Genomic DNA, 25598 nt, shown 5'->3' with positions numbered 1-25598 from the left:
TGGCGATGGCTGCCAATAGTACACCCAGCAGCGCGAGATCAAACATTTACGCCACTTCCTTTAGCTCCTGGGTACGTAAACGGTCCAGCTCTTTGCGCTGCTGCTTGCTGTGCCTTTCGCTGCGTGCCAGCCGTGCCTTCAGCCGTACATAAACACCTAGCATAGCGAGCATGCCTAGGATGACACCACAGGCTAACGTTGCCAGCAGCCATACAGAAAGAGAGACTGGCGGCAGTTCTAACCAAATGAGATTTAAGGCGACGGTTTGCTGGTTGTTGACGGCAAACAGAATGCCAACCAGCAGCACAACCAGCAAAATGACGGCCAGAATCAGCCCTTTTATCCAACGCATGAGAGTTTCCTAGTCTGTGACGTTCAAGGTGATGCTATTGTGTCTGAGTCTGGAAGCGACGTCATCCCGCAGAAGGTCTGATATGCATGTAAGAGCACGCGCCGCTCGGCTAGTAGCCCAGTGCACGGCTTGCATCTACCTGCTCGCGTAGCTCCTTACCCGGCTTAAAGTGAGGGACATATTTACCCTCTAAATCGACAGGGTCGCCGGTTTTAGGGTTACGCCCTACGCGTGGTTCCCGGTAGTGCAGCGAAAAGCTGCCAAAGCCGCGGATCTCCACACGTCCGCCGCTAGCTAAAGCGTCCGTCATATCATCCAAGATAATACGCACCGCCGTTTCTACTTCTTTAGCGGATAGCTCCGGTTGCCGCATTGCGATTTGTTCGATTAATTCAGATTTGGTCATCGGTTGGCTCCCTGCGAACTTATATGGCGCGTTGATGCTTGCGACCTCGATAACATCGAATCCAGCATACTGCGCATGCCGATATAAAACAATTCAGATAAAACAAGGTACTAGGTTAATTAGTGTGTAACTGAATTACAGCATAGGCGAAGGTTGCCGCTGGCGCGACCCTGTGGCTTAGGTATACTGGCATTTCATTTCATCTATCCCGAGAGGCTGACGTTGAGCGACGATACTTCACCAGCAGCAATACTTCGCAAGCGACTTTACTGGCACTCTCGCCGCGGTATGTGGGAGCTGGATCTGCTACTTATTCCTTTCCTTGAAAAACGCTTTGATACGCTCAGTGAGGATGATCAATTAGCGTATGAGCGGTTAATCGAAGAAGAGGATCAAGACCTGTTTGTGTGGTTGATGCACCGTGAATGGCCTGAGGATCCTGCACTGCGTCGATTGGTACAAATGATTGTTGAACATGCTGAAACCACCGATAACTCTGCCTATCGCACGCTCTAAGTGTCAAAGCGCATGCCATGCAACGTTGGCGTTAGGGCTTTGTATGGTATTGAGCTGGGTAGTGCCCATAGGATGGGTGGCTGTATTGGTGCTATGCGTAGCGTATTTGGTTTGGCGCCAGTATCAGGCGCAGCCCAGCGGTGATTTGCAGTTGGTAAAGAGTGGTGCTCAGCTTTCTGGGCGTTGGCTGCTGGGAAATGGAGAACTGGGTGAAGAGCGGCCGGTGCGCTGCGATTATATTGGCCCGTGGCTGCTTGGACTTCACTTAGGGCCGCAGAGGGTGTGGCTATGGCCTGATAGCTTGCCAGCCCATAGCCACCGGGAGCTGCGCCGATTATGTCACCGGGCAGGTCGTTAACTGCTGCAAGGTGAGCCTAGATGCAGTGGAATTACTCTGCTGTCCAGGCCAGTCGGTTGAGTAGTGTAGCCCTCGAGACTCCTGACGCTGCAGAGCCGCTAATACGGTTAGCTGGGCAAGCTTCAAGGACTGCTTGAAGCGTATGCTCTCAGGGTGCGCACGCCTCTCGTCCTCATTGCTTAGCGTACTGGCAAGAAACTCTTCTAGTTCTAGCTCAATTTCGACGAGCTTTTCTCGCGCTGTAGCAAGGCTTTGATTGCTACGCACAATCGATACGTAGTGGCTCATCACTTCGCGCATGGCGCTGCGCAGTATAAGAAGTTTTTCAACATCAATAATGCCAGCCTTGTGGCTGGTTTTTGCAGCGTTCCCTTTATCACTCGGCAGGGGGGTGTTGGGCTGGGCAAGTAAATGCTGCGCACAGCTTCGCGCGTATACTAAGCACTCTAAGAGTGAATTGCTTGCCATGCGGTTTGCGCCGTGTAGGCCGGTACAGGCGGTTTCGCCAATGGCATACAGGTTCGCTACGTGGGTGGCGCCTTTGTGATCGGTTGCGACGCCGCCACAGCTATAGTGCGCAGCTGGCACAACGGGGATCGGTTGGCGGGTAATGTCCAGTCCGCGGGTGGCGCAATGGGCTAAAATCGTTGGGAAGTGATGGGCAATAGCCGTCTCACCAAGATGACGAATATCGAGCCATACATGCCCTTGGCCGCTTTGCTGGATTTCTGCGTCGATCGCCCGAGCCACTACATCGCGAGGGGCAAGTTCTGCGCGTGGGTCAATGTCGGGCATGAACCGATGACCCGCTTCATTTAATAAATGGCCACCTTCACCGCGCACAGCTTCGCTGATTAAAAAAGCGGGGCCTTCTGGGTCGAATAAACAGGTAGGGTGAAACTGCTGGAACTCAAGGTTCATCAGCACGGCACCGAGCTCGGCTGCCATTATCATGCCTTCACCGCTGCTGGGAGAGGGCGTGGTTGTGTGGCGGTAAAGCCCGCTGGAGCCGCCAGTAGCTAACACTGTGTGCCGGGCTAGGAGTGTTTTGTAGCGCTGCTGTGTGTCTGTCCCCGTGGCGCCAATGCACTGGCCAGTTTCATCGCTGAGCAGGTTTAAAACCGTTAGGTCACTGCGCTGGGTGATGTTCGGGTGGGCGCTGACTTTGTTCAGCAGCGTATCGACAACAGCGCGTCCCGTGGCGTCATCTGCATGGATAATGCGCCGGGCATTGTGGCCACCCTCTCTAGTAAGATGGTAAGGGTAGCGAGCGGCGGGGTCGGGATCGGGAGTAAACGGTACGCCGTTATCAATTAGCCATTGAATAGCGTCTGGGCCGTGGGTAACCGTGTGCCTTACCGCCTCTTCATTGCATAGCCCGTCGCCAGCAACTAACGTATCACGCACATGGGCTTCAAGATCGTCGTCGGGGGACAGTACGGCAGCAATGCCCCCCTGTGCCCACCGGCTGGCACCTTGGTCATCAACCGCTGGACGCACTAGCGTCACTGAGAGGTGGTCTGCAACCTCAAGCGCCAGGGTTAAACCGGCGACGCCGCCGCCGATGATTAGTACGTCGGATGTTGGCGTGCTCATGGGCCCGCTCCTTTTTCTCACGATCAAGCGCTGTGCGGTAATAAGGCAGGCATCATAGCGTGACCATAATCGCTTGGCGATGTGTGCGAATAAAAAATCGCACGCTAGTCTCGGGATGGATAAGTATTGCGCAAACAAAAAAGCCGCGTAGATCAATTGATCTCGCAGCTTAGTTCGTTTAACTAATAAATGGTGCCCGGAGCCGGACTTGAACCGGCACGGAGTTACCTCCGAGAGATTTTAAGTCTCTTGCGTCTACCAATTTCGCCATCCGGGCAGTGTATCGAAGACAAGGTCTGCCGCTACACTGAAAATGGAGGCTGGAGTCGGAATCGAACCGGCGTACACGGAGTTGCAGTCCGCTGCATAACCACTCTGCCATCCAGCCTAACAAGTCGTTGGAGCGGGAAAGGAGATCGATCGGACTGGCGTTCCAGCTCACGACCCTCTCTTGCTTTACCACGCTATCCAAGTTGGAGCGGGAAAGGAGATTCGAACTCCCGACCCTCGCCTTGGCAAGGCGATGCTCTACCACTGAGCTATTCCCGCTCGACTCGAGGGCGAATTATACGCACCAGGGCGAGCTTGTCAATCAATGAATTTATCAGCAAGCACAAACAGATACTCTCTTTTTTACATTGAGCGGCTGAGGTGTGGCCATGCAGACTTTAGGTACTGAATCATCGACCAAAGGGTCAAAATAGCCGCTGCATAAAGCACCACGACGCCGAATAAGGCGATCTCGTGCCCTGGCGGAAAGGCTAATAAAATAAGGATGGCCACCATTTGCAGCGTGGTTTTGAGTTTTCCGATCCAAGAGACTGCCACCATGCCGCGTTTGCCCATTTCCGCCATCCATTCACGTAGTGCTGAAATGACGATCTCGCGGCCAATGATGACCAGCGCAGGTAGGGTTAATATCAGGGTGTCGAAGCGTTCGATAAGCAGCGCAAGCGCCACTGCCACCATGAGTTTGTCGGCCACGGGGTCCAGGAAAGCGCCAAACGGCGTTGACTGGTTCCAGCGACGAGCTAGGTAGCCATCTAGCCAGTCGGTTACTGCTGCCAAGGCAAACAGTCCTGCTGCAAGCGGCATGCTCCAGCTGAACGGTAGATAAAAAAGCACTACCATTAGCGGGATGAAGACGATTCTTGCCAGTGTCAGTATGTTGGGTATATTCATCGCAGGGCGCGATCCTTGCCGGAGAGTCATGAAAGATGGAGTGCTTGCTGAGGAAGTATTCTATCCCCCTTGGCTAACAGCATCCATGTTAAGCGTCGGTTTATCCATTAAGCGCATTGTAAATTGTTTCTGCAAGAGCAGCGTTAATGCCGGGCACTCGGGATAGTTCATCGCGGCTAGCCTTCTGTACGCCCTGTAGACCACCAAAAAACCGCAGTAGCTCACGCCTGCGTTTAGGGCCAATGCCAGGAATGTCTTGTAGCGTCGATGTGCGTCGCGCTTTATCCCGCTGAGCGCGGTGTCCGGCGATGGCAAAGCGGTGCGACTCGTCCCGAATGTGCTGGATCAAATGCAGGGCGGGCGAGGCGGGGTCCAGCGGTAAAGGGTTGTCGGTGGTTTCTAAAAACAGAGTTTCAAGTCCCGCTTTACGCGTAGTGCCTTTGGCAACGCCGAGTAAAATAATATCCGTTACTTCCAGGTCAGTTAGTACACTGCGTGCCATATTTAGCTGCCCTTTGCCGCCATCAACAATCAAAATATCTGGGGCGATGGCTTCGCCGCTTTTTACACGTTTAAGGCGCCGGGTTAGCGCCTGCTGCATGGCGGCGTAGTCATCCCCTGCTGCCACCCCTTCGATGCGGAAATGACGATAATCGCTTTTACGCGGCCCTTGATGGTCAAATACCACGCAGGAGGCGACTGTCGCTTCGCCGTGGCTGTGGCTAATATCGAAGCACTCAAGGCGCTCGGGAATGTTATCGAGCGCTAGCGCTTTTTGCAGCGCTTCAAAGCGTTGGGTGAGCTGAGTTCTGTTAGCCAACTGAGAAGCAAGCTGCTGCTCCGCATTAGTCATGGCCAAATGTTGCCACTGGGCGCGATGGCCGCGTACCTGGCTGGCAACGCGTATGCGCTTACCTGCTTGCTGGGATAATGCGCTTGCGATCAGGCTGCTGTCTTCAAGCGGGTGGCTGGTGATCACTTCGCTGGGCACATTATGGGGTTGGCCAAAATAGTATTGGCTAACGACCTCGGTGAGTAGCATTTCCGGTGGCAGGTCCAGGTCATTTTTAGGCATGTGGTGTCGTGCGCCAAGCAGGCGCCCATCCCGCACGCTAAGCACGGATACTCCCAGTGCGCCCGGCCGCTGGGCCAGTGCAAAGATATCGGCATCGCCGCTTTCATTATCGACAAACTGACGCTGCTGCAGTTGCCTAAGCTGCTGTATTTGATCACGTAAGCGGGCAGCTTCTTCAAAATTTAGTGCGTGGCTGGCAGTTTCCATTTCGGCAGTGAGCGCTTGTGTGACGTGCTCGCTTTTGCCTTCCAGGCACATAACCGCGTGCTCGACGTCGCGGCGGTACTCTTCCTGAGAGATGTAGCCTACACAGGGGGCGCTGCAGCGCTGGATTTGGAACTGGAGGCAGGGGCGCGACCGGTGGGCAAAAACGCTATCCTCACAGTTGCGTATGCGAAAAATTTTCTGCATGAGGGCTAGGCTTTCTCGCACCGCGCCGCTGCTAGGGTAGGGTCCTAAGTAGCGGCCGTCGTCACGCCGCTGACGTGCTCGCTTATACTCAAGCGCAGGATAAGAGTGGCGGTCGGTCACAAATACAAAGGGGTAGGACTTATCATCCCTCAATAGGATGTTATAGGGCGGCCGCAGCTCTTTGATCAGCGTTTGTTCCAGCAGTAGTGCTTCGGTTTCGCTGCGGGTAACGGTAATTTGAATATCGGCAATTCGTCCGACCATTGCCTGAGTTTTGGTGTTCAGCTGACCACGGAAATAGCTGGCAAGACGCGCTTTTAAACGCTTGGCTTTGCCGACATAGAGGGTGTTTTGCTCCTCATCTAGCATTCTGTAAACACCCGGAGAGGTACTTACAGAACTCAGAAACTGCTTGGCATCAAAAGTCATAACTGGGTGTCGGCGCTTCAAGACGGCAGAGTCTGCGATGGTAGGGCTATCCCAGGCTTGGGTCAAAGCCCTCAACTAGCCCGTGGCGCAGGGCGAGATGGGTTAGCTCAACGTCAGTGGCAACCTGTAGCTTATCAAATAGCCGATATCGGTAGGTATTAACGGTTTTCGGACTTAAATGTAGCCTATCGGAGATATCCTGAACGCGCTGGCAATTAACGATCATCAGGGCGATTTGCAACTCGCGGTGCGATAGCTGGCTAAACGGATTATCTTCGTCCGTAAAGTGAGAGAGTGCTAGGCGTTGGGCAATCTCTTGGCTCACATAGCGGCGCCCATGAAAAACCTGGCGAATGGCATCGGTCATTTCTGCCGCATCAGCACCTTTGCTCAAAAAGCCCGAAGCGCCTGCCTCTAGCATTCGCCGCAGCACGCTATCTTCCATGTGGGCGGTCAGAATAATAACTTTGATATCTACTAAGGTGCGATGGATACGCCGCGTGGCTTCCAGCCCGCCAATGCCAGGCATGCGTATGTCCATAAGTACAATATCAGGTTTCATTGCGCGACACTGAGTAACGGCGTTTTCGCCATCGACAACTTCGCCGACGACCTTAATGTCGGCTTCTTCGTTCAGCAGGTGCGCAATACTGGTTCTCACCAGGTGGTGATCATCGGCGATTAAAACGTTGATCAAAAGGCAGTCTCCTGCATGGAAATCTTCTTGGACACGGGCGCTCGCCCTGTATGTTGAAGCATAGAGTGCCACAGCTCCTGGCAAAGGAGAATTAGAACATGATTGTCTAAGCTTTGTCTTGACGGTGGGCAGCTTCTAGCCTAGTATCTGCTCCGCTGCTGCAACGGCAGTATGTGGGGCCTTAGCTCAGCTGGGAGAGCGCAACACTGGCAGTGTTGAGGTCAGCGGTTCGATCCCGCTAGGCTCCACCAAGATTCATAAAAAACGCCTCGCTGACACTAGCGAGGCGTTTTTTTATGTCTGTCATATTTTTATATCTGTCAGTTTTTATACCTGCAGTGCCTATGTATCAATGGTTTGAGGCACTTTGCTTGGTCAAACCGTCACTGCAGGTTTACGGTAGTTTTTTGCTAATCGTTAACTTTGCCAAGTAGCAAGAACTCTATCAGTGCTTTTTGGGCATGCAGTCGATTACCCGCTTCTTGCCAAACCACGGCGCGTGGATCGTCAAGCAGCGTATGGCTAATCTCTTCACCCCGGTGAGCAGGTAGGCAGTGTAAAAACAGGGCATCTGATTTGGCGGTGTCGAGCATTGCCTCGGTGACCTGGAAACCAGCAAAATCTGCTTCGCGTTTGGCCTGTTCTTCCTCTTGCCCCATGGAAGCCCACACATCGGTGGTGATTAGATCGGCATCCTTGGCGGCGGCTTGTGGGTCATGGAGTAGTGTGATGCAGTCACCGGCAGCGGCCATAATATCGGCGCGGGGTTCATACCCTTTGGGGCAGCAAATGCGCAGTTGAAAGCCAAATTGGCGTGCCGCGTTAATCCACGAATGGCACATGTTGTTGCCGTCGCCTATCCATACCGCTGTGCGGTCTTGCACGCTTCCACGCAGCTCGGTCCAGGTCATAACGTCTGCTAACAGCTGGCAGGGGTGATAGTCGTCGCTCAAGGCGTTGATCACCGGCACGCTGCTGGCGCTGGCGTAGGTTTCCAAGCCTGCGTGAGAAAACGTACGGATCATGACTGCATCGACCATCTCTGAAAGCACGCGAGCGGTGTCTTCGATTGGTTCGCCACGGCCCAACTGGGTGTCGCGGGGAGAGAGAAACAGCGCGTGACCACCAAACTGCGCCATGCCCGTTTCAAATGAGACGCGGGTACGGGTGGACGATTTTTCGAAAATCATCGCCAGCGTGCGGTTAGGCAGCGGCGTATAGACAGGGCCGTTGGCTTTCAAATCGGTTTTGATTTTGATGGCACGCTGAATTAAATACGCCAACTCATCGGGTGATAAATCCAGCAAGGTAAGGAAATGGCGTGTCGCCATGGTGGCTTCTCTCCGCGCAAAAACCCTATCCTAGCGATGCGGCAGGGGATGCGCAACGCGAGCAGCATGCGTAGAATGGCCTCTACAAGATATGGCTGAGTAGTTTGCTCAAGTATTGGCTAGCACAGCAAGGGGAGCAACACTTGGCCGTAGGGTTAAAGCCGGTGAGCGAATTGCGTAAACTGGCTTGGATCACATTATTGTTTTAGGAGCATACGATGAGCACGACAGCCGAAAATATTCAGCGCCAAATTAGCGAAAACCCGATTCTTATCTACATGAAAGGTTCTCCGCAGCTACCCCAGTGCGGTTTTTCCGCACAAACTGTTCAGGCACTGATGAGCTGTGGCGAGCGTTTTGCGTTTGTAAATATCTTGGATAACCCAGATATTCGCGCTGAGCTGCCAAAAATTGCTAACTGGCCGACGTTTCCGCAGCTGTGGGTGGAAGGTGAGTTAGTGGGCGGCTGCGATATCGTCATAGAGATGCATCAAAATGGCGAGCTTGAGAAGTTAGTGAAAGAGGCTGCTCAGCGTGCGGGTGCTGCCGAGAGTGGCGATAACGCATAATGTAACGCCGTGCCTAAGGGCTGTGCGGTTGGCGGGCGTAAGCCCAGCCGCTAGAATGGTGTTTCGTCACGCATAGACAGTCAGCCCGCCAAAGGAAGTTTTGCTCAATGAGCTATCAGGTTCTGGCCCGCAAATGGCGGCCGCGTACATTCCACGAGCTTGTGGGTCAGGCCCATGTTCAACGTGCCTTGGTCAATGCCCTTGATCAAGGCCGCTTACATCATGCCTACCTATTTACAGGTACTCGCGGTGTGGGTAAAACCACATTGGCGCGTATCTTGGCTAAGTGCCTTAATTGCACTGCCAATGGGCGAGGTGATGAAGGCATCACGTCAACCCCTTGTGGCCAGTGCGACAGCTGCAAAGCGATTGACGAAGGCCGCTTTGTTGACCTAATCGAAGTCGATGCAGCGTCACGCACGAAAGTCGAAGACACTCGCGAACTGCTGGATAACGTTCAGTACGCGCCCACTCAAGGGCGCTACAAAGTGTACTTAATTGACGAAGTACACATGCTCTCTACCAGCAGCTTTAACGCACTGCTGAAAACGCTTGAAGAGCCACCGCCCCACGTCAAGTTTTTGTTGGCGACTACCGACCCGCAAAAGTTACCTGCCACTGTGCTGTCGCGCTGTTTGCAGTTTACCTTAAAGCATATGCCCCCCGAGCGCGTGGTTGAGCATCTAACCTATGTGCTGGGTGAAGAGGGCGTGGCGTTTGATGAGAGTGCGTTGTGGCTGTTAGGTAAAGCGGCCGAGGGCTCAATGCGTGATGCTATGAGCCTGACGGATCAAGCCATTGCCTTTGGCCAAGGCGCGGTGCGTCATGCTGATGTAGCCGCCATGCTGGGTACGTTGGACCACCGGCATGTCCTAGCATTGGTAGAGGCGCTGGCGGATGTAGATGTGCAGCGGTTACTGGCAGAAGTCGCGCAGCTTTCAGAGCAAGGGCCTGATTTCGCGGCAGTGCTTGATGAACTAAGCGCCATTTTGCACCGCTTGGCGGTGGCGCAAATGGTGCCCGATGCGGTAGATAACAGCCACGGTGACCGCGCGCTTATTCAGCAGTTGGCAGGCCGCTTTACCGCTGAAGATATTCAGCTCTATTACCAAATTGGTATTCAAGGACGGGGCGATATGGTGCATGCCCCTGACCTACGCAGTGCCTTAGAAATGACACTGCTGCGTATGCTGGCGTTTCGCCCCCAAGGGGTGCCTAAGCCTCCCCGTACGCCGTTGCCGTTACGCCCAGAACCAGCGGAAGGCACTAATGGGTCAGCATTGCAACCAGCGTCAATGGGTGAACCAGCATCGTCAAAAAAGCCTGAACCTGCACCGGCAGTAGTGCAGGCTAGTCCGCCTGCTCAGGCCGTTGTGCAGGAGGCGCCAACGCCTGAACCTCCCGTTGATAAAAGTGAGCAAGCCCCGCCCTGGTCGCTTGATGAAGTAGAAAGCGCCGCTATGCTCTCTCCAGAGCCAGAGCCAGAGCCAGAGCCAGAGCCAGAGCCAGAGCCAGAGCCAGAGCCAGAGCCAGAGCCAGAGCCAGAGCCAGAGCCAGAGCCGATGCCGATGCCGGTGGCGCAGGCTTCGCCAGCACCAGAGTCACCTGTCCCTCAGGCTGATAGCGTGCTTGACCACCATCAGTGGCTGGCTCGATTTAATGCGCTAGGCTTGGGAGGCCTTACGCGTAATTTAGCGGCGCACTGCCAAGTCGAAAGCGATGATGGTCACACCCTCGTGCTTCGGCTAGATCCAGGGCAGGCCGCGATGAAGGCGGAGGTACATCAGACTCGCATCGAGAAAGCGCTTAAAGCGCAGGGCGTACCCCGTCGTATTGAATTTACGGTAGCTGAACTGGCGGCTGACGTGGAAACGCCGCGTCAGCAAGAAGAGCGGTTACACAAAGAGCGCCATGCTTTGGCTGTTGATCTACTGCACCGCGACCCCAATATACAGAAGCTTCAGCAAGCATTTGGGGCAACGCTTGTAGAGTCAACCGTTAAGCCAGCGTCTGACGTGCGTTCCTAGTCCGGCTGTTTGACTTGCTATGCATATTTTTTAGACCTTTCAGGAGATAGCCACATGTTTAAAGGTGGAATGGGCAACATAATGAAGCAAGCCCAAGAGATGCAGGAAAAAATGCAGCAGGTTCAAGAGGAAGTTGCTAAAGCTGAAGTTCAGGGGGAGGCGGGTGCCGGTATGGTGAAGGTCACCATGAATGGCCGCCACGACGTTAGCAACGTGACCATTGATCCTAGCGTACTGGAAGAAGACAAAGAGCTTTTGGAAGATTTGCTGGCCGCTGCAGTAAACGACGCTGTGCGTAAAGTCGAAATTAGTTCAAAGGCTAAAATGGAAGAAGCAACCGCCGGCCTGAACTTGCCGCCCGGTTTTAAGATGCCGTTTTAAGCTATGCGATTTTCTCCGCTGGTGGAGCAGCTCATGGACGCGTTTCGTGTGCTGCCAGGTGTTGGGCCGAAAACGGCCCAACGTATGGCTATGCACCTGCTAGAGCGAGAGCGTCCAGGTGGACAGCGGCTGGCTTCCATCATTCAGCAGGCCATCGAAGAGGTGGGGTATTGTCAGCGCTGCCGTACCCTGACAGAAGCGGATATCTGTGCTCTGTGCCAAAGTGCTCGGCGTGATGATGCGTTGTTGTGTGTGGTTGAGTCACCCGCTGACCAGCTTGCCATCGAAGAAGCCGGAGGGTTTCAGGGGCGCTATTTTGTGCTACATGGCCACCTGTCTCCTCTTGATGGAATTGGGCCTGATGCCATTGGCTTAGACTTGTTGGAAGCGCGAGTAGCGGAAGGTGCTATAAGCGAAGTCGTGCTAGCAACGAATCCCACGGTTGAGGGTGAAGCTACTGCACACTATATCGCGTCACAGCTAGCACACTACGGCGTTAAATTCTCCCGATTGGCTTACGGTGTACCTATGGGTGGTGAGCTTGAGTACGTGGATGGCGGTACTCTGAGCCGCGCATTCAATGGTCGGCAACCCTTCGCCAGCGATTGACCACAATAAAATGCAAGCGCTACGGCGGTTGTACCAACCTGGAAGTGTCTCTTGTCCTCTTTAACTGCCCCTTTATATCAATGGATTGATAACGCCGAAGCGCTTGATGCGGCCTGCGCACAAGTGGCGGCTGCACCAGTCATCGCCTTAGATACCGAATTTTTCCGAGAAAATACCTTTTTTCCGGTACCTGCACTGCTTCAGTTTACCGCTGGAGAGCAGGCCTACTTGGTGGATCCGCTGACGACTCCCTGCACCGCGGCATTTCGCCAGTTATTGCAAAACGATGCAGTGAAACTGCTGCATGCGTGCAGTGAAGATCTGGAGGTTTTTCAGCACTGGGCAGGCGTGCTCCCATCGCCGCTGGCGGATACCCAGGTGGCGCAGGCGTTTTTGGGTGAAACCCCCGGCATGGGGTATCAGAAGCTGGTAGAGCTGTGGATGGGGGAGACGCTGCCCAAAGAGGAAACGCGCTCCAACTGGTTAGTGCGCCCATTGACGCCCTCTCAGTGTGAGTACGCGGCGCTTGACGTGATCTATCTGCTTAAAGTGTGGTCGCTACAGGCAGAAAAGCTTGAGGAGCTGGGGCGGCTCTCCTGGCTGAAAGAAGAGTGCGCGACGCTGATTGAGCAAGCGGGTAGGAGCGTAGAAAGCGATGGGCAGTGGTTCACCCGCCACCGCCAGCTTTGGCGCCTCTCACCGCGTCAGCTAGAAGCCTACCGTGTGATGACAATATGGCGTGAAGGTGAAACCCGCCGTCGGGATTTGCCGCGTAACTGGCTAATCAGCGATAAGCTCTTGTTCGCAATAGCGGAAGCGATGCCTAAAAATCGCTATGAGCTGGCGGATGTTGAGGGTGTGAAACCCATGTTGGTTAAAAAAGAGGGTGATGCACTGCTCGCTTTATTAAAACAGGCCCACCATTGTGATGAAGGTGACCTTCCAGCGCCGTGGCCAGACCCCATGCAGCCTGAGTTTAAGCGGCGTTTTAAAGCCGTTAAAAAGGTAGTCACCGATAAAGCGGTAGCGCTAGGCATTGCACCTGAGCTGCTGCTGCGTCGTCGTGATATTGAAGCGATGGTTATGCAGCAGCTCGCCGGTGAGTCGCCAGCACCCTTACGTGGTTGGCGCGATGACTGTTTAACTGAAGGCTTACTCCACGCCTTGAAGGAGGCCTCCCAGTGAGCGAAAAGATTCTCTGTGAAGTGTTTAAAAGCTCGCGTAAAGAAGAGATGTATCTTTATGTTGATAAGCGAAAAGGACTAGAACCGGTTCCTGAGCTACTGATGGAAACCTTTGGCAAGCCCATTGCGGTGTTTACGATGATCTTAACCGCTGATAAGGCGCTAGCGCGTGCCAGCGCAGTAGACATCATGGCATCGATTAATGAGAAGGGGTTTTATCTGCAAACACCCCCGGCCAAAGAAGCTTACTTATTGGATGTTCATCGCGCCCACGTTAATCGCCAGCAATGAATTTTCTCGCCCACGCTTGGCTTGCCCATCGCGGCAATGACGCATTTCTGTATGGCAATTTAATTGCTGATGGTGTGAAGGGGGGCGATCTGCGCGCTTGGCCTGAAGCAGTAGCGAGTGGGATTCGTCATCATCGTCGGGTCGATGCCTGGGTAGATGCTCACCCTAGCGTATTAAACGCCAAGCAGCAGGCGCCGCATCTTCAGCGGCGTTATGTGGGCATCGCCCTGGATATTGTCTGGGATCACTTTTTAGCTCGGCGGCAGCTCGGTGATGACGATTACGAGGTTCTGGTGGAGCGCTGTTATCAGCTACTTTCGGCCAGACCTGCTCCTAACCGTCTCGCGACAATGATGCCGCTATTAGTGGAGCATGATTGGCTGAGGGGCTATGCGGATTTCGACTTTACCTGCCGAGCGATAGCAGGCGTTGGTAAACGCTTATCAGGGCCCAATCGCTTGGCTGAATTAGTCCCCTGGCTTAATGAAAATTACCGCTGGTTGAAAGACGATTTTGATACGCTATGGGCAGAGTGCACAGACACGCTGGGCCACCCTGGCACGTCAGGTAAGTGATATAAACGATTACTTAGAAAGGTACTACCAATGCAGCCCACAATGCGCGAACGCTTTTGGGAAAAATACGCCCTTGATGAACTCACGCCCCAAGAGTGGGAAGCGCTGTGTGATGGCTGTGGGCAGTGTTGTCTGTTAAAGCTACATGATGACGAAACGCAAGAGCTGGCTATTTTAAACGTTGCTTGCCGCTTGTTGGATATCCAGAGCTGCCAGTGTAGCGACTATGCGAACCGTTTTGACAGCGTGCCTGACTGTACTCAGTTAACCCCTGCGCTGGTTAAAGAGTTTACCTGGCTACCGCAGACCTGTGGCTATCGACGAGTTGCCGAAGGACGCAAGCTGGCTGGCTGGCACCCGTTACTCAGCAACGATGCTGAGCGGGTGCACAGAAAAGGCATTAGCGTGCGCGGTTTTGCCGTTTCTCAAGATGAAGTGCCTGAGCGGCGTTTAGAGGAGCACATAATCGCTGTTCTTCCCATGTGATCCTTACATTCATCTTGACCACCCGTGTTCTAACCAATGCGCCTCGCGAACGGTTTTAAACAGCCGGTTTACGCGTAGCGCTATCCCAAATTGTCAAAAAGGCTTCTTTAACAGGAGTAGCGGACTTTTGTGCGCTGCTAGCCTTCGGTTGTGGGCGGGTAGAGGCTTTTAAAGGCGCATCCCATATAGTAAGAAACTGTTCCTGGTTTTTCATACTGCTCTCCTGATGTTCACTTAGTGGATAACCGGTCTAGCAATTAGACGTTGGTATATGTCGCTAAGTGGCAGTATGGCGCAAAAATCACTTTATGGAAAGCATTTCCATAAAATCGAGTGTTGATGTGCATGCTGTAAAAAAGCCCCTGAGCCTGCTATTCGCTGGCAGGGCGGGGCTTATTGCTTATTTAATCGGTCACGTTCGGAGCAAGTCCTAGCGCCCAAAGAATAAAAGCATCTTGGCGGGCAGTGTCTCGCCAGGCTTTGAATCGACCGGAGGCACCCCCGTGGCCGCTACTCATGTCGGTATGTAATAAAATGGGAGCTTCACCTTGTTGAGCCTGAGAAACACGGGCGTAGAATTTGGCCGGCTCCCAGTAGCTCACCCGCGTGTCAAACCAGCTGCCTTCGATCCATAGCGCCGGATAGCGTTGCTGAGTGATATTGTCGATAGGCGAATAGCTAGAAATGCGCTGCTCTACTTCTGGCTCCTCGGGATTGCCCCATTCGCTGTATTCAGCGGTGGTGAGCGGTAGCGCCGGGTTTTGCATGGTGCGCAGTACATCTAGGAACGGTACGTCGAGCACTGCCGCGCAGAACGCATGGGGGGAACGATTGAGGCAAGTGCCCACTAGCAGCCCACCCGCGCTAGCACCACAGGCGGCTATGCGCTGGGGGGCACTCACTCCTTTCGATACCAGCAGCTCCCGCGCAGCTAGAAAATCATTAAAGCTATTCTCTTTATGCGCCATTTTGCCCTGTAGGTACCAGGGTTCGCCGCGTTCTCCACCACCACGCACATGAGCAACGGCAAAAGCCACGCCGCGTTCCAGAAGCTCTAGCCGGGCGATGGAGAACCAAGGGTCTAACGCCTCACCGTAAGCGCCATAGCCATAAAGCAGTGTTGGCAGCGCTTGGTCAGCTAAATCTGCACGCATAACCACCGATACAGGAACCTCCTCGCCATCATTGCTAGTGGCCCATAAGCGACGGCAAACCAGCTGTTCCGGTGAGAGGTTGCCAAACACCGCAACACGTTTGAGCAGCGTGCGCGTGCCGCTTTTTAGATCTAGCGAAAACCAGCTGGGCGGCTGGGTGAACGACTCTTCCCTTAACCTTACCTCCTGTGTATCAAAGTGCGGCGAGTCCTCCAGCAGCTGTGAACAAGGTGTTTCAGGTAGCGCAATATAGTCATCCACGCGCGCTTCTTGATGTTCATCTAGTACCAGGCGTCGCAGCACTACCTGTGCGTCGCGATGACTACGCTCAGCCACTATAAGGCCCCATGCAAATGCATCGACCCCTTCTAACGTAGCGTCATCTCGATGGTGAATTAACGCCTGCCACGAAGCGGTGTCTTTACCGAGCTGCTCTTCCGCCAGGTAGTCGAGTTGAAAGTGGGGGCCGGTTTGATTTTGCAACCGGTAGAAGACGCCGGGGCGGTGATCAACACTGACTTCAATGCCGGGTTGGCGGGTATGTAGATATGCTAGTGTAGCTGCAGGGTTAGCGGCGGGGAGAATGGCAATTTCCGTGGTGTCCTTGGAGCCACTATCAATCAGCAGCCACTCTCTAGAACGAGTTTTGCCAACTCCTAGCCAAAACTCAGGATCTTCTTCGCGGATAACCAGTGTGGGTTCTGGCAATTGATCTAGCGCGGTGAAGGGAACCCATAGCCGCCAAAGACTATCCGGGCGCTGGGTGTCGTCAAAACGGGTAAAAAGCAGCGTGGCGCCGAGCACTGTTTGGTCTTCTGCCCAGCAGAGGCTAGGGCCAATGTCGCTCAATAGCTGTTTCGGCTCGCCGTTAGGCAGCGCTTTTAGCCATAGCGTAAAGCGCTCACCTCCCTGAGTGTCTTCAGTCCATGCGAGCCACTGCTCATCGGGCGAAAGTGCCATGTCGCCCATGTCATAAAAAGGATGGCCGGCCGCGCGTTCCCTGACATCTAAAAACAGTTCGCGCTTTTGTGGTTGGCCGTTTGGGTGGCGCCACCAGCACGGGTAGTCATCCTCTGCGCCGGTTTCACTCCAGAACGTAAAGTGGTCTAGCGCTGTCTCAAGGCTGGTGATGGCAAGTTCGCGGCGGGCTAAATGGCTTTCATAAAGTGTATCTGCCAGCGGCGCTAGCGGCGCAAACCATTCGCCATGCTGCTGATTGGCGGCATATAAAAACTCGGCCACTTCTGGCGCTTCGCGCGCTTCTAACCAGTGCCATTGTGGATCATTGGCGCGATAATAGCGCGCAATGGGTGAGCCTTGGTTAACGCCGGGCTGTGCTTTCATAAATTGATAGGTACCATAACGGGAAATCAACGTCGGGTGAGTCCACCCACATGAGGGGTATTATGCTGTTTGCGAACTCAATGTCACTGATGTGGCTAAGTTATTACGGCCTTTCACTGCTGGTACTTGTAGCCGTGTACTTTGCATTAGCGTGGTTGCCGCGCCTGCCGCGGTTAGTGTTGACATGGATAGTGGCGGGTGCAATGTGGATGCCTGCCAGCTTTCGTTTGCCGTTGGTTGAAGAGGGCGAGTTCTACACGGGCTTGGCCCCAGCGGCAATGGTCTCGGCGGTGGGCGTTTTAGAAGGTAGCGCCGCAGGGCTGCGTGGTGGGCTTTTATGGTTGATTTTAGGTATGGCGCTGGGCGCTTGTGTGGGCATAGCGCTTTGGTGGTGGCGTCGCCCACACAATATTGATGAAGCCCCACAGTCGCGTGAGGTGGAAGAGGACCCTATGCCTAACCGCCGCCGCGAACCGGTGATTAACTAATGGCCGGCCCGGCCCTCAAGGAGCCTCTTAATGTGTGAGTTGCTGGGCATGAGCGCCAACGTTCCCACGGATATCTGCTTTAGCTTTTCAGGTTTTTTACACCGTGGTGGGGGCACCGGCCCCCACCGTGACGGTTGGGGTATAGCGTTCTACGAGGAGGGAGGGTATCGCGAATTTCGAGACCCACACCCTTCTGTGGATTCACCCATTGCCCGATTAATTTGTGATTACCCCATCAAATCTAATGTGGTGATCAGCCATATTCGCCAGGCTAACGTGGGTGGCGTACGCCTTGCTAACACCCACCCCTTTACCCGGGAAATGTGGGGGCGCCCCTGGTGCTACGCCCATAATGGGCAGTTAAACGATTGGCAGCAGCTACCTTTGGGCGTTTATACCCCTGTCGGTACGACCGACAGCGAACATGCTTTTTGCTGGCTAATGGGGGAGTTGCGACGCGCTTTTCCTACGCCACCGGCAGCCGCTGAGCGTGTTTGGGAGCGTTTACATATGCTCTGCGAGCAGCTTCGCGGGTTAGGTGTATTTAATTTGCTGCTTTCTGACGGCGCCTATCTTTACTGTTACTGCTCAACAAAACTTGCTCACATCACTCGCCGTGCGCCCTTTGGAGAAGCGGAGCTTTCTGATGCGGAAATCACCGTAAACTTTATTGAGCACACCACCCCAAATGATGTTGTATCAGTGATGGCGACTGAGCCGCTGACCCAAAATGAAGCGTGGGAGCGGATGTTGCCAGGCGAGCTTTTGGTTTGGCGAGAAGGAGAAATTCAAGCTCGTTACTGTCCATAACTGTAACAATCGCTACAGTAGTAATAGCAGATAAATCAGTGGCCGCGCTGCTGATTAACGCACAGGGCTATAAGCTAAAGTTGAAACGTAAGTTTCAATCGATCGTTTTACAGCGGGGTGCTCGTCGTATATCGTTGGCCCTTTGACCTCGCGACAATAACAAGGTCGGTTATACCATCGACACGGATAGCGGAGATTGCCCCATGAGCGAATACGCCAACGCCCCCATTTTACGTGGCCCAGCGCTTGAAGGGTTGGATCAATATGATTCAGTCACTGACGTTTTTCATACGGCGGTAAAGCGCTTTAAAGACAAGCCGGCGTTTACCTGCATGGGAAAAACGCTCACTTTTGCCGACCTTGATCGCCTTTCGGCGGACTTTGCTGCATGGTTGCAGCATGAAACGGACCTTGAGCCTGGCGACCGGATTGCCATTCAACTGCCTAACGTTCTCCAGTTCCCTGTGGCTGTATTTGGTGCACTGAGAGCAGGTTTAGTCGTTGTTAATACCAACCCGCTTTACACTGAGCGGGAAATGGCGCACCAATTTAAAGACTCCAACGCCAAGGCCATTGTTATTTTGGCCAATATGGCTGATAAACTGGAGAAGGTGCTCGATAAGACCGATATCAAGCACGTGTTGGTAACTCAGCTTGCAGATCTCCATGATGTGCCCAAGCGCTGGCTAATCAACGCCGTGGTTAAGCACGTTAAGAAAATGGTGCCTGCCTACTCGATACCCAGCGCTATTGGCTTCCGCGATGCTCTGAAAAAAGGCGCCTCTCTCAGCCACATTGACGTAAGCCGCACTCAGAATGATTTGGCCGCACTTCAGTACACCGGTGGTACGACGGGCATGCCCAAAGGCGCGATGCTGACTCACTGCAATCTTATCGCGAATATGCTCCAGGCACGCACGGCCATTGGTGAGCATCTTACGGACGGTGAAGAGCTTGTCGTGGCACCGCTGCCGGTCTATCACATCTACACCTTTACTGTTAACTGCTTGTTCCTAATGGAAACCGGTAATCATTCGCTGCTGATTACTAACCCCCGCGACCTGCCTAGTTTTGTTAAAGAGTTGAAAGGGTTGCCCTTTACCGGGTTTATCGGTTTGAACACGTTGTTCAATGCGCTGTGTAATCGGGATGACTTTAAGCAGTTAGACTTTTCCAAGCTCAAGCTGACTATTTCAGGCGGTATGGCGCTGACAAAGGCGGCTGCCCAGCGGTGGGAAGAAACCACCGGTTGCCCAATTGCAGAAGGCTATGGATTAACAGAAACATCACCCATCGTGAGCTTTAACCCAACGAATGCTATTCAGTTGGGGAGTATCGGTAAGCCTGTGGCTGGCACATCGGTGAAAGCGGTGGATGCCGATGGCAATGAGGTCGCACTAGGTGAGCCAGGCGAGCTTTGCGTTCAAGGCCCTCAGGTAATGAAAGGCTATTGGCAACGCGAGGAAGAGACGCGCAATTCAATTGATGAAGATGGCTGGTTCCACACGGGTGACATCGCCGTCCTTCAAGAGGATGGTTACATCCGCATTGTCGACCGCAAAAAAGATATGATTCTCGTCTCAGGTTTCAATGTCTACCCTAATGAAATCGAAGACGTCGTTGCTGCTCATCCCGATGTGCTAGAAACCGCCGCGGTAGGGGTGCCCGATGAGAACGCCGGCGAAGCAATCAAGTTATTCGTCGTTTCGAAAAATAGTCAACTCGATGCGGAAACCCTGCGTAGCTGGTGTAAGAAAGAGCTGACCGGCTACAAAGTACCAAAGTACGTTGAGTTCCGTGATGAGTTACCCAAAACCAACGTGGGTAAAGTACTGCGTCGTCAGTTGCGGGATGAGGAAACCAATGCAAGCTAACCGCTGTTAAGCTTGTAATGAGCGCGTGCGCAGCCGCTGTTAGGCGTCACGTTGCTGAAGGCGTTACAATAGTCGGCCTACTCAAAGAGTGGGCCGATTTTTTTAATGTGATGGAAGCCAAGCCAAACGTGACCACCGACACGCACTCCCCCCGCACAGATGCCCAGCAACTCACCGCGCTAAACGAGGCGTTGAGCCATTTGATGTTGCGTGATGCCCAGCGTCTCGAGCGTCGTGTCGCTGGTTTAAAGCGCCGGCTACGGGAAAATAAGCCCATTGACCGTGGTTTATATGATGTACAGCGGGATTTAGATAAGGCGAGACTCCTATTTCAACAGCGCGAAGCCCAGCCAGTGGTATTGAATTACCCCGCCGAGCTGCCCGTTGTAGAGCGGCGGGAAGATATCCTCAACGCCATTCGCGACCACCAAGTGGTGGTAGTGGCGGGGGAGACGGGGTCGGGTAAAACCACCCAGTTACCTAAAATATGTTTAGAACTAGGGCGTGGTCGCCGTGGGTTAATTGGCCATACGCAGCCACGTCGGTTGGCTGCTCGCAGTGTTGCTACTCGTTTGGCAGAGGAACTTAACGTACCGCTGGGTGAGCAGGTGGGCTATCAGGTGCGCTTTACTGACCAAAGCACGCCCAATACGCTGGTTAAGCTGATGACCGACGGTATTTTGTTAGCCGAAACCCAGCACGATCCACTGTTGCTGCGCTACGACACGCTGATTATTGATGAGGCTCATGAGCGCAGCTTAAACATCGATTTTCTGCTCGGTTATCTTAAACGGTTACTGCCTCAGCGCCCTGATCTTAAAGTCATCATCACCTCTGCAACCATTGATGTAACGCGTTTTGCGGCTCACTTTGGCAGCGTGGTTGCAAGCTCTGAAGGTCGTGCTGCTACGCCGGCGCCTGTGGTGGAGGTTTCCGGGCGAACGTTCCCTGTCGACGTGTTTTACCGTCCGCTGGTGCGGGATGAGGAGGATGAAGAGGACCGTACGCTGCAAGAAGGCATACTTCACGCGGTACAAGAAATTGATGTTATTGAGCGTGAAAAAGGCTGGCTGCATGGCCCCCGCGATGTGCTGGTATTTCTACCCGGCGAGCGGGAGATCCGTGAGACCGCCGATACTTTGCGGCGTGCCGACTTAAAAGGCACCGAAATATTGCCGCTCTACGCGCGGCTCTCAAATGAAGAGCAGAACCGAGTGTTCGCGCCTCATCGCGGGCGGCGTATTGTGTTGGCGACCAACGTGGCCGAAACCTCGCTAACGGTGCCTGGTATCCGCTATGTGATCGACCCTGGCTTAGTCCGTATCAGCCGCTATAGCTATCGGTCAAAAATTCAGCGGTTGCCTGTAGAACCCATCAGCCAAGCCAGCGCCAACCAACGTAAAGGGCGCTGTGGGCGGGTGGCTGAAGGGGCCTGTATACGGCTTTACGATGAAGAGGATTTTCTCTCACGGCCTGCGTTTACCGACCCTGAAATTCAGCGCACTAACTTAGCCTCTGTGATTCTATCAATGCTGGCGCTGAAGCTTGGCCATATTGAAGATTTTCCGTTTGTTGACCCACCAGATAGTCGTTTTATCAAGGATGGCTTTCGCCTGTTGTTTGAGTTGGGCGCGGTAGACGAGCAGCAGCGCCTTAGCCCGTTGGGGCGCAAACTCGCCAAACTGCCCATTGACCCCCGGCTAGCGAGAATGGTGTTGGCGGGTGCTGAGCGAGGCAGCCTGCGCGATGTACTGATTGTTGTCTCTGCGCTGGCTATCCAAGACCCCCGCGACCGCCCGGCGGATAAGCGCCAAGCCGCTGATCAAGCCCATCAGCGCTGGCACGACCCTGATTCTGATTTTGTCGCGCTGTTAAACTTATGGCACGGCATTGAGAGTGCCCGAGAGGCGCTTTCCGGCAACCAGTTACGCCGTTGGTGCCGTGATCACTACATCAATTACCTGCGTGTGCGCGAATGGCATGACACCTTCCGGCAACTGCGCCAACTGCTGCGTGATATGGATATCGAGGTGCCTGCCCCGCTGCCCAATGACGAGAACGAAAGCGAAGAGCAGGCGCGGCAAATGCGCCGTAAAACGTCTGGCAAGCTGCACCAGACACTGCTTTCGGGTCTGTTATCTAACGTTGCTACCTTGTTAGAAAACCGCGAATACCTTGGGGCGCGTAATCGCAAGTTGATGATTCACCCAGGTTCCGGGCTTGCCAAGAAAACGCCCAAGTGGTTGATGGCGTTTGAGCTAGTGGAAACCACCAAGCTATTTGCACGCACGGTCGCTAAAATTGATCCGCTTTGGATTGAACCCCAGGCCGAGCACCTTGTGAAGCGAAGCTACAGCGAGCCCCATTGGGAAATGAAGCGGGCACAGGTGGTTGCCTTTGAGCAGGTGGCCCTATTTGGGCTGCCCATTGTGGCCCGCCGCCGAGTGCATTACGGCCCCATTGCCCCCCAGGAGTCGCGTGAGTTGTTTATACGCCGGGCGCTGGTAGAGGGTGAGTTTCAAACCAAGGGCGAATTTTTCATCCACAACCGCGCACTGATTGAGGAGGTCGAGGCGCTGGAGGATCGTGCCCGTCGTCGCGATATCCTAGTGGACGAAGAGACGCTATTTGCGTTTTATGATGAGCGCTTGCCAGAGGATGTTGTTAACGGCAAAGGGTTTGAACACTGGCGCAAGCAAGCCGAGCGCCAAGACCCTGGGCTGCTGAAATTCGATATTGAGGCGCTTAAGGCGCGGCAAGCGGAAGATATTACGCAGTCTCACTACCCGGATCATCTCATCCTGGCAGGGGTGGCTTACCCGGTGAGTTACCACTTCGACCCTGAAGCTGATGACGATGGAGTCACCATTACTGTACCCGCTGCCATGCTGCCCCAGTTACCCGTGCACGCCTTAGAGTGGCTGGTGCCTGGGTTACTGCGTGAAAAGTGTATTGCACTGCTTAAGTCGCTACCTAAAAGCATTCGACGGCAAGTCGTACCGATACCCGATTGGGTAGATGCCGCGCTGGAGATGCTGGTGCCTGACCAGCGCCCGCTAACCGAAGCACTGGCTGAGTTTATTCGACGGCGCTCCGGTACCCGGGTGCATGCCGATGATTGGCGGTTAGACTTACTTGAGCCACACCTAATAATGAATGTACGTGTGGTAGATCACTCAGGCGAGTTGTTGGGCCAGGGGCGCGACCTGCGAGCGCTTGAAAAACGCTTTGAAGCTGCGGCTAGCGCGGGTGCTCAAGCGCTCTCAGAACAAGCCAGCCAAGCGCCAGCGCTGGACGGCTTGCCTGACGAGCCACTGCCCGAATCACGAGTGACTACCCAGGCAGGTATTCGTGTTGAAGCCTATCCAGCATTAGTGGCAGCCGATGAGGACTTCAGGGTAGCGCTTTTCGACCACCCTGCGAAAGCGGCAGCGGCCCACCAAGAAGGTGTTGCCCGGCTGGCAATCGCGAACCGGCCGGAGCAGGTAAAGGCTATTAAGCGCTTGCCGGATGTGGAGAAATGCGCACTGCTATTTGCCAAAGTGGGTAGCAAGCAAGCCTTAATCGATGATCTACTGCTGGCGGTTTTTACTCAGGTGGTGGCGCAGCACCCCTTGCCCCGTTCAGCCAGTGCCCTTGAAGAGCGTTTAAACGCGACTGACGCAGTGCTTCTCGACCATGCAGGCGCGCTTCTTAAAACAGTGGAGGCTGCTCTAAAGGGCCATCTGGCGGTGAGTAAAGTGCTCAAAGGCAAGCTAAACTTCGCGTTAGCGCTGGTCTACAGTGATGTTAGCACTCAGATGCAACGGTTGGTTTATCCTGGCTTCATTCGTGATTCGGGCGAGTGGCTTGTAGAGTACCCGCGTTATACGGAAGCTGCGCTAATTCGACTCGAAAAAGCAGCCCGTGAACGCGGACGCGACCAAATGATGATGCACGATGTCCAAGCACTAGAAGCGCGTTTTGACGCGCGTCGCAAAAGCGAGCGCCGGGGCGACGTAGAAGACCCAGCGCTAGTGGCGTTTGGCTGGTGGATTCAAGAGCTTAGGGTCTCGTTATTTGCTCAGCAGTTGGGCACTAAACTACCGGTATCAGTAAAGCGTCTTGAAAAACGCTGGGAAGAGATAACTAGCGTTTAGAACCCGGCTGGTACAGCGCGCTTTTTACGCACACAGTAATATACTAGTAAGCTTGCGCTTACGGTCGCCGACAGCCAGAGATCGCAGGCTGCTTTAAGGAGAGTTGCATGACAAATGTGGTGATAACCGGTACAGGGCTTTATACGCCGGAACACGCCATTGATAATGAGGCGCTGGTCGCCGCATTTAATGCCTGGGTAGATAACCAGAATACTCATAATGCTGATGCCATTGCGCGTGGGGAGCAGCCGCCGCTAGCCCACTCCAGTAGCGAGTTTATTGAAAAAGCATCCGGCATTAAAAGCCGCTATGTGTTAGACGCCTCCGGTATTCTTGACCCTGAGCGTATGCGGCCTAAACTGCCTCAACGTAATAATGACGAGTCATCAATTCAGTGCGAGATGGCGACTAATGCAGCGCGCCAAGCATTGGCGGCAGCCCAAGTGACGCCAAGTGATATCGAACTGGTCATTGTTGCGTGCTCTAATCTAGAGCGTGCCTACCCGGCGGTGGCGGTAGAGGTTCAGCAAGCATTAGGCACGAGTGGCTATGGCTTTGATATGAATGTCGCCTGCAGCTCAGCTACGTTTGCGCTTGAAATGGCAGCCAATGCAATTGCCTCTGGCAGCGTCAAACGAGCCCTGGTGGTTAATCCTGAAATTTGCTCAGCGCATCTAAATTTCACAGACCGTGATAGCCACTTTATTTTTGGCGATGCGTGTACTGCAATGGTGCTGGAACATAGTGCAAGTGCAGTAGCTGAGCTGCGCTATGAAATTCTCGGTACTCGGCTAGTAACCAAGTTCTCGAACGCCATCCGTAACAACGCTGGCTTTTTGAACCGCATTACCGATAGTGACCCATTGGCTCTAGATAAGCTGTTTGTACAAGAGGGCCGACGGGTATTCAGAGAGGTCTGCCCGATGGTGGCGCAGTTAATCACTGATCATCTGGCTTCGTTAGAACTTGCTGGCAGCGACTTAACGCGAATGTGGTTACATCAGGCTAATCGCCATATGAACGACCTCATTGCGCGAAAAGTGCTGGGTCGGGATCCCAGCGAAGAGCAAGCGCCAATCATTCTGGATCGTTACGCAAATACCAGTTCGGCAGGTTCGATCATTGCCTTTCACCTTCATCGCGACAACTTTGCATCCGGTGATATTGGCGTTATTTGTTCGTTTGGTGCAGGCTACAGCGCCGGTAGCGTGGTTATTCGCCGCCAGTAATCGCCTATAGGCTCACGCTTCGTCGTAGAGGTGTTAGTAAAAAGGCTCGAGAAAGAGCGGTGACAAAAGGGGCGTTAAAACGTTG

Annotated in this window: 24 protein-coding genes and 4 tRNA genes; 16 read left to right on the top strand and 12 right to left on the bottom strand. The window is 53.9% G+C overall.

The genetic code is table 11. From position 1 onward, the window contains the following. Positions 1-46: 46 nt before the first annotated feature. Positions 47-352 carry a lipopolysaccharide assembly protein LapA domain-containing protein gene (locus MOY_RS15425; protein ID WP_009101551.1) on the bottom strand — a complete coding sequence of 102 codons (306 nt, stop codon included), beginning with the start codon at positions 350-352 and terminating at the stop codon, positions 47-49. 109 nt (positions 353-461) lie between these two features. Further along, positions 462-758: an integration host factor subunit beta gene (locus MOY_RS15420; RefSeq protein WP_009101549.1), complete on the bottom strand. Its 297-nt coding sequence runs from the start codon at positions 756-758 to the stop codon at positions 462-464. 222 nt (positions 759-980) lie between these two features. Here MOY_RS15420 and MOY_RS15415 point away from each other — a divergent pair, with 222 nt between their 5' ends. Together MOY_RS15415 and MOY_RS15410 are read left to right on the top strand one after the other, a co-directional pair. Continuing rightward, on the top strand, positions 981-1274 hold the full coding sequence (locus MOY_RS15415; RefSeq protein ID WP_009101546.1) for an FAD assembly factor SdhE: 294 nt from the start codon (positions 981-983) through the stop codon (positions 1272-1274). Positions 1275-1335: 61 nt separating this feature from the next. Continuing rightward, positions 1336-1632 (top strand): hypothetical protein, encoded by a 297-nt coding sequence (locus MOY_RS15410; RefSeq protein WP_235803722.1) that lies wholly within the window; start codon positions 1336-1338, stop codon positions 1630-1632. Here the strand turns inward: MOY_RS15410 and nadB are convergent. From nadB to uvrY, 7 genes are all read right to left on the bottom strand, one after another. Beyond that, a complete protein-coding gene (gene nadB, locus MOY_RS15405; protein WP_009101542.1) occupies positions 1609-3228 on the bottom strand; it encodes an L-aspartate oxidase in 1620 nt (539 codons plus the stop codon). The genes MOY_RS15410 and nadB overlap by 24 nt on opposite strands. A 190-nt stretch (positions 3229-3418) precedes the next feature. Next, positions 3419-3505 (bottom strand) — tRNA-Leu (locus tag MOY_RS15400). A 37-nt stretch (positions 3506-3542) separates the two neighbouring features. Beyond that, positions 3543-3616 (bottom strand) — tRNA-Cys (locus MOY_RS15395). Between the two features lie 86 nt (positions 3617-3702). Further along, positions 3703-3777, bottom strand: a tRNA-Gly gene (locus MOY_RS15390). Positions 3778-3861: 84 nt separating this feature from the next. Next, the gene (gene pgsA, locus MOY_RS15385) at positions 3862-4410 is read right to left on the bottom strand and encodes a CDP-diacylglycerol--glycerol-3-phosphate 3-phosphatidyltransferase (RefSeq protein WP_035540894.1); all 549 of its coding nucleotides are present in this window, start codon (positions 4408-4410) and stop codon (positions 3862-3864) included. A 100-nt stretch (positions 4411-4510) separates the two neighbouring features. Further along, complete coding sequence (gene uvrC / locus MOY_RS15380; RefSeq protein ID WP_035540893.1) at positions 4511-6325, bottom strand: excinuclease ABC subunit UvrC; 1815 nt, start codon at positions 6323-6325, stop codon at positions 4511-4513. A 46-nt stretch (positions 6326-6371) separates the two neighbouring features. Next, positions 6372-7022, bottom strand: coding sequence for a UvrY/SirA/GacA family response regulator transcription factor (gene uvrY, locus MOY_RS15375; RefSeq protein WP_009101536.1), 651 nt, complete (start codon positions 7020-7022; stop codon positions 6372-6374). A gap of 175 nt (positions 7023-7197) precedes the next feature. On the opposite strand from uvrY, the gene MOY_RS15370 reads away from it, so the two are divergent. Then, positions 7198-7273: transfer RNA gene (locus tag MOY_RS15370), tRNA-Ala, on the top strand. A gap of 159 nt (positions 7274-7432) precedes the next feature. On the opposite strand, the gene argF is transcribed toward MOY_RS15370, so the two are convergent. Then, complete coding sequence (gene argF / locus MOY_RS15365) at positions 7433-8353, bottom strand: ornithine carbamoyltransferase (RefSeq protein WP_009101534.1); 921 nt, start codon at positions 8351-8353, stop codon at positions 7433-7435. Positions 8354-8571: 218 nt separating this feature from the next. On the opposite strand from argF, the gene grxD reads away from it, so the two are divergent. The 8 genes from grxD to MOY_RS15325 all read left to right on the top strand — a co-directional run bounded on the left by grxD (position 8572) and on the right by MOY_RS15325 (position 14475). After that, positions 8572-8922 carry a Grx4 family monothiol glutaredoxin gene (grxD, locus tag MOY_RS15360; RefSeq protein ID WP_009101532.1) on the top strand — a complete coding sequence of 117 codons (351 nt, stop codon included), beginning with the start codon at positions 8572-8574 and terminating at the stop codon, positions 8920-8922. A gap of 107 nt (positions 8923-9029) precedes the next feature. Continuing rightward, positions 9030-10949, top strand: coding sequence for a DNA polymerase III subunit gamma/tau (dnaX, locus tag MOY_RS15355; protein ID WP_009101530.1), 1920 nt, complete (start codon positions 9030-9032; stop codon positions 10947-10949). 54 nt (positions 10950-11003) lie between these two features. Further along, the gene (locus MOY_RS15350) at positions 11004-11330 is read left to right on the top strand and encodes a YbaB/EbfC family nucleoid-associated protein (protein WP_009101528.1); all 327 of its coding nucleotides are present in this window, start codon (positions 11004-11006) and stop codon (positions 11328-11330) included. Between the two features lie 3 nt (positions 11331-11333). Next, entirely contained in the window at positions 11334-11939 is a 606-nt protein-coding gene (gene recR, locus MOY_RS15345) for a recombination mediator RecR (protein ID WP_009101527.1), read from the top strand. Between the two features lie 51 nt (positions 11940-11990). Beyond that, entirely contained in the window at positions 11991-13124 is a 1134-nt protein-coding gene (gene rnd, locus MOY_RS15340; protein WP_009101525.1) for a ribonuclease D, read from the top strand. After that, positions 13121-13414, top strand: coding sequence for a YcgL domain-containing protein (locus MOY_RS15335; protein WP_009101523.1), 294 nt, complete (start codon positions 13121-13123; stop codon positions 13412-13414). The genes rnd and MOY_RS15335 overlap by 4 nt, the downstream gene beginning before the upstream one ends. After that, entirely contained in the window at positions 13411-13989 is a 579-nt protein-coding gene (locus tag MOY_RS15330; RefSeq protein ID WP_009101521.1) for an acyl carrier protein phosphodiesterase, read from the top strand. Before MOY_RS15335 ends, MOY_RS15330 begins: the two co-directional genes overlap by 4 nt. A 30-nt stretch (positions 13990-14019) precedes the next feature. After that, positions 14020-14475 carry a YcgN family cysteine cluster protein gene (locus MOY_RS15325; protein ID WP_009101519.1) on the top strand — a complete coding sequence of 152 codons (456 nt, stop codon included), beginning with the start codon at positions 14020-14022 and terminating at the stop codon, positions 14473-14475. Between the two features lie 55 nt (positions 14476-14530). Here the strand turns inward: MOY_RS15325 and MOY_RS17620 are convergent, their stop codons facing one another. Together MOY_RS17620 and MOY_RS15320 are read right to left on the bottom strand one after the other, a co-directional pair. Next, positions 14531-14689 (bottom strand): hypothetical protein, encoded by a 159-nt coding sequence (locus tag MOY_RS17620; RefSeq protein WP_168183930.1) that lies wholly within the window; start codon positions 14687-14689, stop codon positions 14531-14533. 190 nt (positions 14690-14879) lie between these two features. Next, entirely contained in the window at positions 14880-16973 is a 2094-nt protein-coding gene (locus tag MOY_RS15320) for a S9 family peptidase (protein WP_009101515.1), read from the bottom strand. Positions 16974-17035: 62 nt separating this feature from the next. On the opposite strand from MOY_RS15320, the gene MOY_RS15315 reads away from it, so the two are divergent. The 5 genes from MOY_RS15315 to MOY_RS15295 all read left to right on the top strand — a co-directional run bounded on the left by MOY_RS15315 (position 17036) and on the right by MOY_RS15295 (position 25513). After that, on the top strand, positions 17036-17461 hold the full coding sequence (locus MOY_RS15315; RefSeq protein ID WP_009101514.1) for a hypothetical protein: 426 nt from the start codon (positions 17036-17038) through the stop codon (positions 17459-17461). 30 nt (positions 17462-17491) lie between these two features. Beyond that, positions 17492-18271 (top strand): class II glutamine amidotransferase, encoded by a 780-nt coding sequence (locus MOY_RS15310; protein WP_009101512.1) that lies wholly within the window; start codon positions 17492-17494, stop codon positions 18269-18271. Between the two features lie 203 nt (positions 18272-18474). Then, entirely contained in the window at positions 18475-20145 is a 1671-nt protein-coding gene (locus MOY_RS15305; RefSeq protein WP_009101510.1) for an AMP-binding protein, read from the top strand. A 110-nt stretch (positions 20146-20255) separates the two neighbouring features. Continuing rightward, positions 20256-24284: an ATP-dependent RNA helicase HrpA gene (gene hrpA, locus MOY_RS15300; protein ID WP_035540899.1), complete on the top strand. Its 4029-nt coding sequence runs from the start codon at positions 20256-20258 to the stop codon at positions 24282-24284. Between the two features lie 107 nt (positions 24285-24391). Continuing rightward, complete coding sequence (locus MOY_RS15295) at positions 24392-25513, top strand: beta-ketoacyl-ACP synthase III (RefSeq protein ID WP_009101507.1); 1122 nt, start codon at positions 24392-24394, stop codon at positions 25511-25513. Positions 25514-25598: the final 85 nt, after the last annotated feature.

It is taken from the genome of Halomonas sp. GFAJ-1, assembly GCF_000236625.2.
GTDB lineage: Bacteria > Pseudomonadota > Gammaproteobacteria > Pseudomonadales > Halomonadaceae > Vreelandella.
The sequence above is the reverse complement of the archived record's forward strand: the minus strand, read 5'-3'. Positions and strand labels throughout refer to the sequence as shown.

Excerpts from the sequence above, each read along its gene's own strand:
- MOY_RS15425 (WP_009101551.1), bottom strand. The coding sequence starts at position 352 with ATGCGTTGGATAAAAGGGCTGATTCTGGCCGTCATTTTGCTGGTTGTG.
- MOY_RS15420 (WP_009101549.1), bottom strand. The coding sequence starts at position 758 with ATGACCAAATCTGAATTAATCGAACAAATCGCAATGCGGCAACCGGAG.
- nadB (WP_009101542.1), bottom strand. The coding sequence starts at position 3,228 with ATGAGCACGCCAACATCCGACGTACTAATCATCGGCGGCGGCGTCGCC.
- pgsA (WP_035540894.1), bottom strand. The coding sequence starts at position 4,410 with ATGAATATACCCAACATACTGACACTGGCAAGAATCGTCTTCATCCCG.
- uvrC (WP_035540893.1), bottom strand. The coding sequence starts at position 6,325 with ATGACTTTTGATGCCAAGCAGTTTCTGAGTTCTGTAAGTACCTCTCCG.
- argF (WP_009101534.1), bottom strand. The coding sequence starts at position 8,353 with ATGGCGACACGCCATTTCCTTACCTTGCTGGATTTATCACCCGATGAG.
- grxD (WP_009101532.1), top strand. The coding sequence starts at position 8,572 with ATGAGCACGACAGCCGAAAATATTCAGCGCCAAATTAGCGAAAACCCG.
- dnaX (WP_009101530.1), top strand. The coding sequence starts at position 9,030 with ATGAGCTATCAGGTTCTGGCCCGCAAATGGCGGCCGCGTACATTCCAC.
- MOY_RS15350 (WP_009101528.1), top strand. The coding sequence starts at position 11,004 with ATGTTTAAAGGTGGAATGGGCAACATAATGAAGCAAGCCCAAGAGATG.
- recR (WP_009101527.1), top strand. The coding sequence starts at position 11,334 with ATGCGATTTTCTCCGCTGGTGGAGCAGCTCATGGACGCGTTTCGTGTG.
- MOY_RS15330 (WP_009101521.1), top strand. The coding sequence starts at position 13,411 with ATGAATTTTCTCGCCCACGCTTGGCTTGCCCATCGCGGCAATGACGCA.
- MOY_RS15325 (WP_009101519.1), top strand. The coding sequence starts at position 14,020 with ATGCAGCCCACAATGCGCGAACGCTTTTGGGAAAAATACGCCCTTGAT.
- MOY_RS17620 (WP_168183930.1), bottom strand. The coding sequence starts at position 14,689 with ATGAAAAACCAGGAACAGTTTCTTACTATATGGGATGCGCCTTTAAAA.
- MOY_RS15320 (WP_009101515.1), bottom strand. The coding sequence starts at position 16,973 with ATGAAAGCACAGCCCGGCGTTAACCAAGGCTCACCCATTGCGCGCTAT.
- MOY_RS15315 (WP_009101514.1), top strand. The coding sequence starts at position 17,036 with ATGCTGTTTGCGAACTCAATGTCACTGATGTGGCTAAGTTATTACGGC.
- MOY_RS15310 (WP_009101512.1), top strand. The coding sequence starts at position 17,492 with ATGTGTGAGTTGCTGGGCATGAGCGCCAACGTTCCCACGGATATCTGC.
- MOY_RS15305 (WP_009101510.1), top strand. The coding sequence starts at position 18,475 with ATGAGCGAATACGCCAACGCCCCCATTTTACGTGGCCCAGCGCTTGAA.
- hrpA (WP_035540899.1), top strand. The coding sequence starts at position 20,256 with ATGGAAGCCAAGCCAAACGTGACCACCGACACGCACTCCCCCCGCACA.
- MOY_RS15295 (WP_009101507.1), top strand. The coding sequence starts at position 24,392 with ATGACAAATGTGGTGATAACCGGTACAGGGCTTTATACGCCGGAACAC.